A 13,141-nucleotide genomic window follows, 5' to 3' on the forward strand; every position below is an offset into this window, starting at 1 on the left:
CGTCGGCGGCATCCGGCCCGCTCGACGATGGTGGCGAGGGAGCGGGCCATCGCGCCGACCCGCACGGCTGATGTCTGCGCCCGCAGCACGTCTGCGTAGATGGGATGGCCGAGACGAATCTGCAGACGGCGGCTGTCGAACGCACTGACAAGCAGGCCCTCCTGCTCCAGCTCCTCGACCAGGCGCTCGGCGGCCAGTGCGTCGAGCTCCGCGCCCCCGAGCGGTTCGCCGTAGGCCGTCAGCTCCAGCAGCGCTCGGGCGTCGGGGGAGAGGCCGGCCAGGCGGGCGTCGACGAACTCGACGATCCGGTCCGAGGGCGCCGGCGCTCCGGTCATCCGCCACACCCCACCGTCGCGGACCAGGGTGCCGTCCGCCAGCGCGCCACGCACAAGCTCCCGGAGGAACAGCACGTTGCCCTGGCAGCGAGCGGTTAGCTCGGCGACGGCGGCACGGTCGACCTGATCCCCCAGGACCGCTGTCAGCAGGTCGTCGATGACGCTGTCGGCCAGATCGCTCAGGCGGAGCCGGATCGCGAGGTCGTCCTTCCACAGCGAGGTCACCGCCGCGGGCGTCGGCTCTCCCGTCCGGACCGTGGCAACCACGAGCACGGCGTCCGCCGACACGAGCTGCTGGATCAGGCCCGCCGACGCCTCGTCGAGCAACTGCGCGTCGTCGACGAACAGCAGCAGGCGGCCCACGCCGCCACGGTTGACGAGGGCGTAGGCCGTCCGCCGCAGCAGTCCCTCGAACGAGTCCGCCGGTCCGATCCCGTCCGTCGGCTCGGGCGCGGCTAACAGGGGTGCGAAGGCCCCGAACGGAGTCCGCGCCACGGAGCGCGTCGCCGTCACCCAGCGCGCCTCGCGGCCGGCCGCAGCGGCGATCCGCATCGCCTCGCGGGCCAGGCGGGTCTTACCGACGCCGGCGGCGCCGACGATGATGACGCTGCGCGGTGCCGCACCGGTGAGGGCGCGGGTCAGCACGTCGAGTTCGGCGTCCCGGCCGATCAGGGGCCAGGCGTCCGGGGGCAGGCCGGCGGGCGCGGGCGATGGTCGGCCGGTGACCGCCCGCTGTCCACGATGCATCGGACCCACCCCCTCTGCTTCGTTGCGCGAGGCCCCTACGGCGACGATGTTCTCACGTTGTCCGCCCGCGGGATCCGGTCCGTGACCGGAACCCGTCCGTAGGCCCTGACCAGGGCTTCTGCGCTGCGCGTCAGCGCACCAGGCGATCTATACGCCTTCCGTCCAACCGTGGCGGGCACGGGGTGGCTGGTGTGGCCGGGTTCGGTGGCGGCGGATGAGTGGGCGGTGCCAGCGCAGGATCCTTTCCGGGCGGACCAGCGGGATCGGCTGTGAGGTGCGGGGCGAGGAACTGACGTTCGCGGACCGGGAAGAGATCTCCAGGGGATTGGCGGGGGCTTTTTGATTACCGCGTGGTCCAGGAGATGGCAAGGGCGGGCCTACCGATTCTCACCTGCGACGCCACAACGTCATAGGCGGTCTGGGAAGTATGGCGGCAGAGGCCGTCGCCGAGTCTGGCTGCGGTGTTCTCTTCCGGCGGATCGGCATTCTCGACAGATACAGTACGTGCCAGGGCGATGTCATTTACCAGCGAAGAGAGGTCGGCTTCCCTGGTATCGATGAGATCCGTCGCTGGCTGAAGGAACACGCGAAATGACACGTGAAGTCGTCATCGTCGACCGCGAGTGCGGCCGTCTCCTAGCCAGATCACTTGCCTGGCGGCACCAGACCTATAGCAGTGCCCGCAGGTCTTCTACGGTCAGGCCCGCGTCCACGAGTATCTGACGAAGCGTGCCCTTGGGCACGTCGCGGCCGGCGTGAACGGGAACGGTGACGTCATGTCCATCGGGGTCAGGATTACGGAGCCGGTGATGGCTGCCTTTGACCCGGATCAACTCGAAGCCAGCCTTCTGCAACGCTCTGACGACGTCCTTGCCGGGCACCGACGGGGACCGGCAGCATCAAGCGACGTCGACCATGATAGTGAGCTCCTCTGGAGCGCCGTCATCCTCGAGAACCATGACGACGGCATCACGCAGATCCGCCAGCGCCTCTTCCCGGGTGTCCCCACTGCCGTTGCACCCGACGCGACCGACATAAGCGTGGGCACACCAGATACCGTCCTCGTCCTGCCCCACCGAGTAGGGGATGTGCACCGCCCGGCCCATGGTCGTCAGGATACGCCGCGCACCAGTTCTCGGCGGCGCCGTGCACTGCGCCTGCCCGATCGGAGAGCCGGGTCGGTGTCTCCAGCCAGATCGGTGGTTGCAGGCCTCCAGCGGCCCGGCCGCTGGCCTTGCTGTCGGAGACACCTCGATCTCCGCCGTGCAAGGCCAGGTGCCGGGTGCCAGGCATCACCCGAAACGGACGGGCCGACAGCTGGAACGACCAGGGGGCGAACCGGCTCTGCCGGCCCACTCCTGGCAGGGGCGGCTGTGGATGGACGGCCGCGATCGGCTCGACCGTGGTGGGTGCCCACCAGCACGCCGCCGGTGTACGGCGCGCCCCCGTACCAGGACATCGCGCCTGAGCGTCTGGCGTCGGCGGTGTTGTCGGCCCGCACCCTGAGGGCTACGTCGCATGACGAGAAATCCGACGTCGACAAGCCGATCAGGGAAGGGATGCGCTGGGTCGTTCCCCTGGCGGGCTGGCCACGAAGATTCCCCTGGCTGCCGACAGTCGCTGCCGGCCCCTGGCGTGGGTGACCAGCGTCGGGCAGCGCCACGACAGCCTCGGGTGCGCACCGGTGACGGCGACCATCTGGATGTCGTGTCGTGGCGCGGTAGGCCCGGGATCCGTCCCGGTCAGGTCGTGGCCGGTACGGCGTGCTCCAGCAAGGTGGATCCGTCTCCACCTGCGACGACGCACGATCGAGGCGACTGTCCCCGAGCCGGCCGGGCCGGTCAGGAACAGGGTCCGGCGCGGATGGTGAGGTGGACGGCCACCTGTCTTTGACGCTGAGGCCGACGCGCTGCGCAACGTCGTCGCATGTGCCGTCAACAGGCTTCAGGAACACCGGCCGTTTCTCGATCCCGGCGGGCACGACACGTGCCGTACCCGCTCGGACACCTTCGGGTCTCGAGGGAATCTCGGGGACGACCCGCGAACGATCAATAGATTCCCACCGCACGCACGTGCGGAAGACGGGCTAATGGGTGGGCGCGGTGGGAACGTTCACACGGGGATAGACGTCGCCACGTCCGGCGGCAAGCCTGTCCGTGGGCAGCCGGATGCGGGTGCCGTCCCGCACCCCGGGTGGATGCGGGAGGACTCAGCTTTTTCTGAGGCCGTCACATTTCTGAGACCGTCACAAACGATCTTCGGAAAAGAATTCGGGCTGGCGCACCGTTCCCTGCCGTACGCGTTCGCTCTCACCGGCGAGCCGTCACACGAGGTGTTCTGCGAGCTGACCGCGCCGGGTGGCGGGACATGGCGGTACGGGCCGCCGAACGCCGAGTCCACCGTCACCGGTCCGGCCGGCGACTTCTGCAGCGGGAACCCCCTGGTTCCAGGATCAGCGGTGTAGATCGACCGCATGCGTGCCGTGGGACGCGGACGCGGTCCCGGCGGGTGCGACGGGGTGTTCGCGCTGGTCGGGCACGGTCGTCCGGTCGATGAGTTGCTTGCCCTCGACGTCGATGTCGGGCAGGAGTCGGTCCAGCCATGCCGGCAGCCACCAGGCGCGTCGTCCCAGCAGGGACATCACCGCCGGTACCAGGGTCATCCGTACGACGAACGCGTCGACAAGCACGCCGAAGGCGAGCGCGAAGCCCATCGACTGGATGATTGCCTGGTTGGACAGGATGAACCCGGCAAAAACGCTGATCATGATGATCGCGGCTGCGGTGACGACCCGGGCGCTGTGCCGGAAGCCGGTGACCACCGCGTCATCCGCTTCGAGGCCGTGGACGAACTCTTCACGCATCCGGGTGACCAGGAATACTTCGTAGTCCATGGCCAGACCGAACAGGACACCGATGAGGAAGATCGGCAGGATGCTGACGATGGGACCGGTCGTCTCGACACCGAAGAGGTTTATCAGCCAGCCCCACTGGAACACGGCCACGACCGCACCGAAGGTGGCGACGACGCTGAGCAGGAATCCCGCGGTCGCCTTCAGCGGCACGAGGATGCTGCGGAAGACCAGGACGAGCAGCACGAACGCCAGGCCGACGACGACCGCGAGGTAGGGCAGGAGGGCGTCGGAGAGCTTCTCGGACACGTCGATGTTGATCGCGGTCTCGCCGGTGATCGAGGTGCTGGCGCCGGTGGCGGTCTTGATCGTGTCTGCCTGGCCGCGGATGGTGTGCACCAGATCCTCGGTGGCGGCCTCGCTCGGTCCGGAGGTGGGGGTCACAGAAAGCGTCGCGGTGTCGCCCGCGCGGTTGAACGTCGGCGCGGTCACCGTGGCCACGCCCGGCAGTCCGGCGACGGTACGGGAGACCTGCTCGACCGCCGCGTGCGGATCGGCGCTGGACGAGCTGTCCACCACCAGCAGGAGAGGACCGTTGAAGCCTGCTCCGAACCCGGCGGTGAGCTGGTCGTAGGCCTTGCGCTGGGTGCTGTCCGGCGCGGCCGTGCTGTCGGTGGGCAGGCCGAGCCGCAGATCGGTCGCGGGTACGGCCAGCAGGCCCAGGGCCAGGACGGACAGCGCGACGGCGACGCCGCGACGCCGCACGATCAGGCGTGACCACCGCTCGCCCATCGTGGGGGCGGCGCTGTCGCCTTCGGGGTCGCGGGCACGCAGCCCAGGGATGCGGCCGCCCACGAGTCGCCGGCCGGCGAAGCCGAACACTGCGGGCAGCAGGGTGAGCGCGATGACTACGGCGACGGCCACAGTGCCGGCGGCGGCGAGCCCCATCGACGTCAGGAACGGGATACCCACGACCGATAGCGCGGCCAGTGCGATGACGACGGTCAGACCGGCGAACACCACCGCCGAACCCGCGGTGCCCACCGCGCGACCTGCGGCTTCCTCACCGTCGAGTCCGAGGGAGAGCTCGTGCCGGTAGCGGGAGGTGATGAACAGCGCATAGTCGATACCGACTGCCAGACCGAGCATCAGGGCGAGCGTCGAGGTGCTGGAGCTGAGATCGATGAACCCGGTGGCGATCTGGATGCATCCCATGCCAATCATCACGCTGAGTAGCGCGGTCAGCAGGGGGAGTCCGGCCGCGACGAGTGAGCCGAAGGTGATGACGAGTACGACGGCGGCGACGACCAGGCCGATGACCTCGGTGAGGCTCTGTTCGGGCGCCCCTTCCACCGCGGTGCCACCGAACTCGACGCTGATCCCGGCGTCGCGGGCTGCCTCGGCGGCGGCGAACAGACTCTGTCTGGAGTCCTCGGTGACTTCGATCGGTTGCACGGTGTAGGCGACCTGCGCATAGGCGGTGCGCCCGTCCTGGGAGACGTCGTCGTGGGTGAACGGATCGCTGACCTGGGCGACCTGTGGTGTGGCGGCGATCCGGTGGATGACCTCGGCGATGGCCTGTTCGTGCGCTGGATCAGTGAGCAAACCCTCCGCAACAGTGAAGACCACGCGTGCGGTGGCCGCATCGGCCCCCGCGCCAGGCATGCGTTCCTCCAACAGGTCGATCGCCTTCTGGGACTCGGTCCCCGGGATGGAGAAGGCGTCGGAGGTCTGGCCGGACAGGGTCGCCGCGCCGGTTCCCATGAGGGCCAGCAGCACGACCCACAGGGCGACGACCAGCCGCCGGCGGCGGTAGGCCGCGCGTCCGAGCCGGTACAGGTAGGTGGCCAACGGATCTTCTCCTAGGGTGGGAAGGTGGTGCAGCTAGGCGTCGCTTGCCGGAGTCACTAGCCGATCGTCAGGTTTCATCGAGGGGGAAAGCTAGCCGTTCGTCAAGGAAATAGCAAGCCGATTGGCTAGTAGATGACCTGTCGTTCGGCTAACATTAAGATCGACGGTGTGCAAGGATGCCTCCACGGCGGACCTGTTTCGCAGGATGATGGCTGGTGGCGGCATCCAGGTCGCCCGAACAGGCAGGAGGTCGAAGGCGGTGCCGACACAGCTTGAACCGGCAGTTCCCCGGACGGGAGCGGGGCGGGAGAAGCTGCTCGTGGCGGCCTTGGACCTGTTCGCCGAGCGAGGCGTCAGCGGAACCTCGCTCCAGATGATCGCGGACGCGCTCGGTGTGACAAAGGCCGCCGTCTACTACCACTACAAGACCAAGGACGACATCGTCCTCGCGGTGGTCAGCCCGGGGATGGAGGAGCTCGCCGTGATCGCGGGCGACGCCGAGCGGAAGCGTTCCCGTGCCGCTCAGGTCGAGACCGTGCTGGTCGGCATCGTTGACCTGATCGTTCGTAACCGGTCCCTCTACGCCGTCCTGCAGGGCGATCTCGCGGTCGCGCACATCCTGAGCGAACACAGGGCGTTTCCTGAACTGGGTACCCGGCTCATGGCGTTGCTCGCAGGACCCGATCCCGATCCCGGCACCATCGTGGCCGCGAGCATGCTGCTCTCCGGGTTGCGCGAAGCCGGGTTCGGACCTCGGGTCGCGAGCATCAGCGATGAGGAGCTACGTGGTCACATGCTCGACTGCGCCCGGCGCCTGCTCCGTCACCGCCGGCCGCCGGCCGCCACCGCCTGACATCTCTTGTGAGGATTGCGACACGGCGCATCGGCCGAGGAACAAAACATCAGAAGGCCGCCGGTCGCAGGGAGGCCTGTGTGCCAGATCTAGACCTGGCGTAAACCAGTGCCGCGGCCGGCCGACGGTAGAGCCTCGTCCGGTGCCACCGGCCAGTCCTGCGGCGAGGGCCCGAGCGCGTGTAGTTGTTCCACCTGCAGGCGACACCAGGGTGATATCGGGAGCGAACCGGTCAGTACGTCGTCGGAGAACTTCGACCACGGGATCCAATACGCCTGCGCGACCTCCTCCGGGTTGATCCGGAAAGTTCCCGATGCCTGCGTGAAAAACACTGGACAGATTTCGTTTTCTACCGTGCCGTCGTCCATCACGCAGCGGTAGCGGAACATCGGTAGCGCGAGGTCGATACGCTGGACGTGCAGGTTCAGCTCTTCGGCCAGCCGTCGTGAGATCGCCGTCCGGAAGTCCTCACCGGGTGCCGGATGCCCGCAGCAAGTGTTGGTCAACACCCCTGGCCACGTTCGTTTCGCGAGAGCGCGCCGAGTGACGAGTACGTGGCCGGAGGCGTCGAAAACATAGCAGGAGAATGCCAGGTGTAAAGGCGTTCGAGGCCCGTGGACAGTCGCCTTCGGAGCGGCCCCGACAGCATCCCCGGAAGGGCTGAGAAGAACGACGAGCTCTGGCGCTCTTCTTTTCGTCTCATCCGACCCGTGGGAATCAAGTGAAGGGGATGCCCTGTCATGAGGTTGAGGATGAGGATGATTCATGGAAGTCATGATAGCATTTTCTTCCGACTGGCGTTCCCGTCGGAACGCATTGCTTAAATCGAGGAGGCCAAGGCTTCGTATCCGGCTGGTCCACCAGGCTCCACGGGCCGCACCGGCCGACGGCCGCACAGGTGGAACAGGTGGAGCGGGTCTTGATTTTTCGGGCAGGGCATGGGGGAGCGAGACCGCAGAGCCGGCGCCGATGCTCACACTGACGGACGTGGTGTACGGACAGCGTGAACTCAGGTGCCCCGCTGCCTGTTGTCATCTGCGATCAGCCCATAAGCACGGGAGATGATTGCCGCCGGGGACTGCCCCGAGGAAATTCCTGCCATCTATCCTGGACCGGTCGGCTTCGTTCGTTTTCTGGGCGGCCGCGACGGGGGAGCTGTTCGGTCGCCGTCCGGCGAGTATGTCCTTCCTGGGTGGGCTGGAGAGGGCGAAATGTTGAGTATCACGACCTACGCCAGCATCCGTATCGCATGGTCGCCCGCGGAAGTGTGGGATTATGTGACGACACCGGCCACCTGGGTGGGGCGCATTCCGTGGTCAAAGCGGTTCGGGGTGACGTCCACCGCCTGGCACCGGCTGGTGCGAGGTGGACAGAAGCCGTCGGGGTCGGCGGGGAGATCGTGGAACTCGAGTGGACCGCCACGACCGTCGATACGAGTGGGGCGGAGTGGCTCCGGTGAATCGAGGCGGACCCGTCCCTGGCCTCTGACCCCGCCGACGGAAGGGCGCACGTCGGCATCACCTATACCTTTACCTTTCTCGCGGACGGCGATTACATCCCGTGTTCGGTCGCACGGTGGACGTGCGGCACTCGGGCACAGCCTCGATTGTCGGTCTTGCCGGCTTGCGCATCGCCGCTGCCGTCCTCGTCGGGTGGTGCCGTCCTCGTCGGGTGGGCAGCGGCCGCTGCGTCTCGCGGGCACCGGCACGTCCTCGCTGGAGAGCTCTGCTACGGAGTTGCGCTCGAGTCCGAGCAGCACCAAGCCGATCCCCGAGCGCGCCGTGTCGAGCGCGGTCTCGCCGTCTGCCCGGCCGTTCGGTGCTCGCGGATCATCCGCAAATGCCCCTTGCATTGTGTATGCATCATGCCTAGTCTTCCGGACGTAACCGAGGTCACACATCGGGTCTGACCTGCGCATCGGCCGCCAGCCGCCACCAGAACCTGGAGAAGCAGTTGTCGCCCGATCGTGTTCTCACGGTCGCCGTTACCGGATCGGCACCTGCCGATGACCGTGGTCATGGCGTCATCGACGCTCTGCCCATCGCATCACGGTGTCCCTGCGCAAGGGTGCACCCGACTCGCTGGATGACTCGGCGTGCAGGCGCCGCCTGCCTGGACGCCGCCGAACTCGACGAGTCCCGACCTGGTCGGATCCACGGTTTCGACCTCCTGCTCCCGTGCCCAGACCGGCACGTCGCATGGCGCTCCCACGTCCCACCGCAAGACGGCCGTGGTCGCGGGGCCCGTGCCGATTGCGGACTGTCCGTAGCGGCGAATCCATAACCAGAATTCCTGCTGCAGCCATCCGCAGGTGACCAGTCATTTCCAGGGAGTAGAACGCGAACTTCCAAACACCGGTCAGTCACCGGACGCACACCCGCGTGACTCATGACCGGATCGCGGACATGCCGCATTGAAGTGTCAGCACCCGCCGGAAGCCGACGCTGGCGACCACCGTCAGCGACTTCAGGCGCCAAGAAAGGTGGAACCGCAGAAATGCCAACGACCCATAGAGTATTCAACGGAGAACGCACGGGCGGAGCGCGTGGACCCGTGGCTTCCAAGCGTTTACGCCTCCTGTTGGTCGCCGGCGTCGCGTTAGTCACGGCTATCACCGCCTGCGGCAGCTCGTCTACGCCGAGTGGGAGCGACGGACCGTCGAGCAGCTCCTCGTCGACGGCTTCGAGTGGCGGATCGTCCAGCGAGGTCGAAAAGGCCAACGCCTTCATCAAGCCGTACCTCACGCCGCCGACCAAGATCTCTATCACCGAACCGCTGGCGTCCCCTCCGCCCGCGGGGAAGACACTGGTGTACTTGCAGTGCGAACAACCTCAGTGCCAGGTGATAGGCGTCGGCGTGCAGGCCGCCGCGGAGGCCGCGGGTTGGCAGTTCAAGTCGATCCCCTTCCAGTCGACGAACCCCTCGACACTGACCTCCGGCCTCACGCAGGCGCTGCGGTACAACCCCGTCGCCGTGTCCGTCGTTGCCGCGCCGTACGCCCTCTGGTCGGGAAGCGTCCCCCAGTACCAGCAAGCCGGTGTCCCGATCATTCCCGTGTTCGTCGGCCCGGCGGAAAGCAGTTCGACGATCATCGCCAATGTCGCGAACCCTGACTACGCGGCTCTGCAGGGCCAGCTCCTGTCGGCCTGGTTCATCGCGGATTCAAACGCCAAGGGGAAGGTGCTGTCGGTGAGCATCCCCGACTATCCGTACCTCGGGGCGGTGTCGGCCGGGTTCGAGGCCGCTGTCCCCAACGGCTGCTCCGCGTGTGAAGTGACTAAGATCAAGGTCGGTATTCCGGACGTGGGCAACGGTTCGATCAACAGCACCATTGTCTCGGCGTTGCGCAAGGATCCTTCGATCAAGTACGTCGCCGTCTCGAACTCGGCATTCGTGCAGGCTCTTCCCGCCGCGCTGGGTGCCGCCGGCCTGACCGGCAAGGTCAAGATTGTGGGCTGCTGCGGCTCCAGGGCAGAAGAAGAAGGTTTGAAGAGCGGGCAGTTCTCGGCGGTCACCGGCATCGGCTCCTACTACGCGGGCTGGCTCGTCGTCGACGCGGCGATTCGTCATGCACAGGGCCTGCCGATTCCCGCGAACGAGGGCTTCCCCTCGCTCGGGCTGTTGACGAAGGACAGCCAGATTCCGCCGAGCGACAGCTATGACCAGCCGGCGGACTATGCGGACCAGTTCAAGGCATTGTGGAAGATTCGGTGAGTGTTCGACCTGAGTACGCCTCGGATCGCGGGCCGCTTGCGCTCGCGATGCGGGGCGTGTCGAAGACGTTCTTCGGCCACGCGGCTCTGTCCTCCGTCGACATCGACGTGGCCGCCGGCGAGATCCACGCGTTGCTGGGCGAGAACGGCTCGGGCAAGTCCACGATCATCAAGATCCTGTCGGGGTATCACCGACCCGATCCGGGCGGCGAGATCACCGTTGCCGGCCGCACCTTGGACCCGGGTTCGCCGGACTCCGCGTACGCCCTCGGCTGCCGGTTCGTCCACCAGGACCTGGGTCTTATCGACTCCCGATCCATCGCCGACAACCTCGCATTGGTTGCCGGATTCCCACTGAAATGGGGCACCGTCCGTGAGGCTGAGCTCCGGCGCAACGCACGCCGAGACCTCAGCCGGATCGGGCTGGATCTCGACCCGGATCTCCTCGTCGGTGAGCTGTCGCCCGCCGAGCGCACCGGTGTCGCGGTTGCCCGCGCGCTTCGGGAGGACGAGTCCGCGCCGGTATCGCTGCTGGTGCTCGACGAGCCGACGGCCACGCTGCCTGATGCGGAAGTCCAGCAGCTGCTGTCGATCGTGCGCACGGTGGCGGCTGGTGGGGTCGGGGTTCTCTACGTGACACACCGGTTGGACGAGGTCTTCCAGGTGGCCGCGACGATCACCGTGCTTCGCGACGGCCACCGGGTGGCCCGGGTCCCGGTTTCGTCGGTGGACCGGGCGGAGCTGATCTCCCTTCTCGTCGGCACGGAGTTCGAGGACATACACCGCGTGTCGGCCGAATTACCGACGGAGCATGACCAGCCGCTCCTGGTCGCCGATGCGGTCTCGTCCGGCCCGATCGACCGGATCTCTCTCGAGGTACGGGCGGGTGACGTCGTGGGGCTCGCGGGAATCACCGGCTCCGGGCGGGAAAGCTTGTTGTCGGTCCTGTTCGGAGCCCACCCCAGACAGGCCGGCGTGGTCCGCGTCGGAGAGGTGCAACTGCCCTCGTTACGGCCCGATCTCGCGATGAAGGCCGGCCTCGCGTTCCTCCCCCCGAACCGCAAGACACAGGGAGGCTTCTTCGATCTGACCGTGCGGGAGAACATAACGGTCAGTGATCTCGAACCGTTCTGGCGTCGCCTGCGGCTGTCGCGGCGTCGGGAGAACGCCGAGGTGGCGAGCTGGATCGATCGTCTCAGCGTCAGGCCGCCTTCGACCGAGGCGCCGCTGTCCTCCCTCAGCGGCGGCAACCAGCAGAAAGTCCTGTTCGCGAAGTGGTTGCGCCGTTCACCGAAGGTGCTTCTGCTGGACGAGCCCACTCAGGGCGTGGACATCGGCGCCAAGGCGGAGCTGCACATGGAGATCTTGCAGGCCGCGAGATCCGGTGCAGGTGTCGTCGTCAGCTCATCGGACACCGATGAGCTCGCGGCGTTGTGCCATCGGGTGCTGGTCCTGCGCGAGGGGCGGATCGCGGCGCACCTGGCAGGCAGTGCGGTCACAGCGGCGGCGATCTCGCGCGCGTGCCTTGGAGCAGACGATGGGGGGATTCGATGAGCATGACAGCTGAGCGCAGATTCAGTTTTGGCCTGCAGAGTTACAGCGGACTTTACCTATGGGCGATGTTCATCATCGTGTTCGGGATCTGGAAACCAGATCTTTTTCTGACGAGTGCCACGTTGCACTCGGTCGCCTCCTCGCAGGCGGTGGCGGCGATGCTGGCTCTCGGTCTTCTCATTCCGCTCACCGCCGGTGTGTATGACTTGTCGGCCGGTGCGGTGACCAACGTGTCGACGGTGCTCGTGGTCAACTTGCAGACCGTGCACCACGTGGGCATGGCCCCGGCGATTCTTGTGGCGATCGCCGTGTCGGCCGGGATAGGGACGGTGTCCGGCTTCATCGTCGTCAAACTGAAAGTCAACTCTTTTGTCGCCACGCTCGGCATGGCCACCGTTGTCGCCGCCATCCAGACGATCATCTCGGGAGGAACTCAGCCATTTCCACCGGTCAGTTCGGCATGGACCGGCTTCACCCAGAACACCGTATTGGGTTTCCAGATCGTCGTCCTCTACCTCATCGTGCTCGCGCTCATCGTCTGGTGGGTTCTCGACCACACGCCGGTGGGTCGTTACCTGTACGCCATCGGGGGCAGTTCGGAAGCCGCACGCCTCACCGGGATCAGCGTAGGCCGCTGGACGTGGTTGTCATTGATAGCGTCCGCCACGATCGCCGGGGTCGCCGGGGTCTTCTACGCCTCCCTGTCCGGACCGTCCCTCACCTTCGGCCCGGCCCTGCTGCTGCCGGCGTTTGCCGCGGTCTTCCTCGGCTCGACGCAGCTACGGCCTGGCCGGTTCAACGTCTGGGGCACGCTGCTCGCCGTCTACGTCCTCGCCACCGGCGTGCAGGGCTTGGAGTTCGTCACCGGAGTCCAGTGGCTCAACGACATGTTCAACGGCGTCGCACTTCTCGCCGCTGTGTCCTTCGCGGTCTGGCGGCAAGGCTCGAAGAACCGACGTCGCGAGAGTACGACATCCGCTGACCCACAAGCCGAGCAACCTTCTGGTGGCTTTGCCGACGCGGACGTCAAACAGCCGGTCAGGTCCTGACGGCAGAGGCCGTGATGATGGCCGAAGGTCGCGCGATCATGACCCTCCTCGCGCGACCGGAGGCCCCAAGGGGCTCCAGGGTGGGTGGCTGAACCATCACCCGCGGGGCCGGCTGCGAGGCCGTGATCGATGAACACGAATGAGGAACCATTCGGTCAGCTCATCCGGTGGGCCGGGCGCTTCAACGA

The 13,141-nt window shown here is 66.8% G+C and carries 11 protein-coding genes; 5 read left to right on the top strand and 6 right to left on the bottom strand.

Features of this window, described 5'->3' with window-relative positions; genetic code table 11:
- The 4 genes from DD1DGNOD_RS13330 to DD1DGNOD_RS13340 all read right to left on the bottom strand — a co-directional run.
- Nucleotides 1-1,082 (bottom strand): AAA family ATPase (locus DD1DGNOD_RS13330; RefSeq protein WP_241255692.1); only part of this gene is annotated, 1,082 nt, incomplete at its 3' end.
- Between the two features lie 343 nt (nt 1,083-1,425).
- On the bottom strand, nt 1,426-1,680 hold the full coding sequence (locus DD1DGNOD_RS28065) for a hypothetical protein (RefSeq protein WP_165035079.1): 255 nt from the start codon (nt 1,678-1,680) through the stop codon (nt 1,426-1,428).
- Between the two features lie 70 nt (nt 1,681-1,750).
- Nucleotides 1,751-1,963: a type II toxin-antitoxin system HicA family toxin gene (locus DD1DGNOD_RS13335; RefSeq protein WP_131767458.1), complete on the bottom strand. Its 213-nt coding sequence runs from the start codon at nt 1,961-1,963 to the stop codon at nt 1,751-1,753.
- 18 nt (nt 1,964-1,981) lie between these two features.
- Nucleotides 1,982-2,188, bottom strand: coding sequence for a type II toxin-antitoxin system HicB family antitoxin (locus tag DD1DGNOD_RS13340; protein ID WP_165035080.1), 207 nt, complete (start codon nt 2,186-2,188; stop codon nt 1,982-1,984).
- A 983-nt stretch (nt 2,189-3,171) separates the two neighbouring features.
- Here DD1DGNOD_RS13340 and DD1DGNOD_RS13345 point away from each other — a divergent pair.
- Nucleotides 3,172-3,546 carry a hypothetical protein gene (locus DD1DGNOD_RS13345; protein WP_131767459.1) on the top strand — a complete coding sequence of 125 codons (375 nt, stop codon included), beginning with the start codon at nt 3,172-3,174 and terminating at the stop codon, nt 3,544-3,546.
- Here the strand turns inward: DD1DGNOD_RS13345 and DD1DGNOD_RS13350 are convergent.
- Nucleotides 3,535-5,784 carry an MMPL family transporter gene (locus tag DD1DGNOD_RS13350; protein ID WP_131770278.1) on the bottom strand — a complete coding sequence of 750 codons (2,250 nt, stop codon included), beginning with the start codon at nt 5,782-5,784 and terminating at the stop codon, nt 3,535-3,537. The genes DD1DGNOD_RS13345 and DD1DGNOD_RS13350 overlap by 12 nt on opposite strands.
- Nucleotides 5,785-6,043: 259 nt before the next feature.
- On the opposite strand from DD1DGNOD_RS13350, the gene DD1DGNOD_RS13355 reads away from it, so the two are divergent.
- Nucleotides 6,044-6,637, top strand: a complete 594-nt coding sequence (locus tag DD1DGNOD_RS13355; protein WP_241251605.1) for a TetR/AcrR family transcriptional regulator — start codon at nt 6,044-6,046, stop codon at nt 6,635-6,637.
- Nucleotides 6,638-6,726: 89 nt separating this feature from the next.
- Here the strand turns inward: DD1DGNOD_RS13355 and idi are convergent, their stop codons facing one another.
- The gene (idi, locus tag DD1DGNOD_RS13360) at nt 6,727-7,413 is read right to left on the bottom strand and encodes an isopentenyl-diphosphate Delta-isomerase (protein ID WP_131770283.1); all 687 of its coding nucleotides are present in this window, start codon (nt 7,411-7,413) and stop codon (nt 6,727-6,729) included.
- Nucleotides 7,414-9,133: 1,720 nt separating this feature from the next.
- Here idi and DD1DGNOD_RS26975 point away from each other — a divergent pair.
- The 3 genes from DD1DGNOD_RS26975 to DD1DGNOD_RS13375 are packed head-to-tail and all read left to right on the top strand — an operon-like array spanning nt 9,134 to nt 12,953.
- A complete protein-coding gene (locus DD1DGNOD_RS26975; RefSeq protein ID WP_283234690.1) occupies nt 9,134-10,351 on the top strand; it encodes a sugar ABC transporter substrate-binding protein in 1,218 nt (405 codons plus the stop codon).
- Nucleotides 10,348-11,904, top strand: a complete 1,557-nt coding sequence (locus DD1DGNOD_RS13370) for a sugar ABC transporter ATP-binding protein (RefSeq protein ID WP_131770280.1) — start codon at nt 10,348-10,350, stop codon at nt 11,902-11,904. The genes DD1DGNOD_RS26975 and DD1DGNOD_RS13370 overlap by 4 nt, the downstream gene beginning before the upstream one ends.
- Entirely contained in the window at nt 11,901-12,953 is a 1,053-nt protein-coding gene (locus tag DD1DGNOD_RS13375) for an ABC transporter permease (protein ID WP_131770281.1), read from the top strand. The genes DD1DGNOD_RS13370 and DD1DGNOD_RS13375 overlap by 4 nt, the downstream gene beginning before the upstream one ends.
- Nucleotides 12,954-13,141 lie beyond the last annotated feature (188 nt).

It is taken from the genome of Candidatus Protofrankia californiensis (genome assembly GCF_900634765.1).
GTDB classification, from domain to species: domain Bacteria; phylum Actinomycetota; class Actinomycetes; order Frankiales; family Frankiaceae; genus Protofrankia; species Protofrankia californiensis.

Excerpts from the sequence above, each read along its gene's own strand:
- DD1DGNOD_RS13340 (WP_165035080.1), bottom strand. The coding sequence starts at position 2,188 with ATGGGCCGGGCGGTGCACATCCCCTACTCGGTGGGGCAGGACGAGGAC.
- DD1DGNOD_RS13345 (WP_131767459.1), top strand. The coding sequence starts at position 3,172 with ATGGGTGGGCGCGGTGGGAACGTTCACACGGGGATAGACGTCGCCACG.
- idi (WP_131770283.1), bottom strand. The coding sequence starts at position 7,413 with ATGACTTCCATGAATCATCCTCATCCTCAACCTCATGACAGGGCATCC.
- DD1DGNOD_RS26975 (WP_283234690.1), top strand. The coding sequence starts at position 9,134 with ATGCCAACGACCCATAGAGTATTCAACGGAGAACGCACGGGCGGAGCG.
- DD1DGNOD_RS13375 (WP_131770281.1), top strand. The coding sequence starts at position 11,901 with ATGAGCATGACAGCTGAGCGCAGATTCAGTTTTGGCCTGCAGAGTTAC.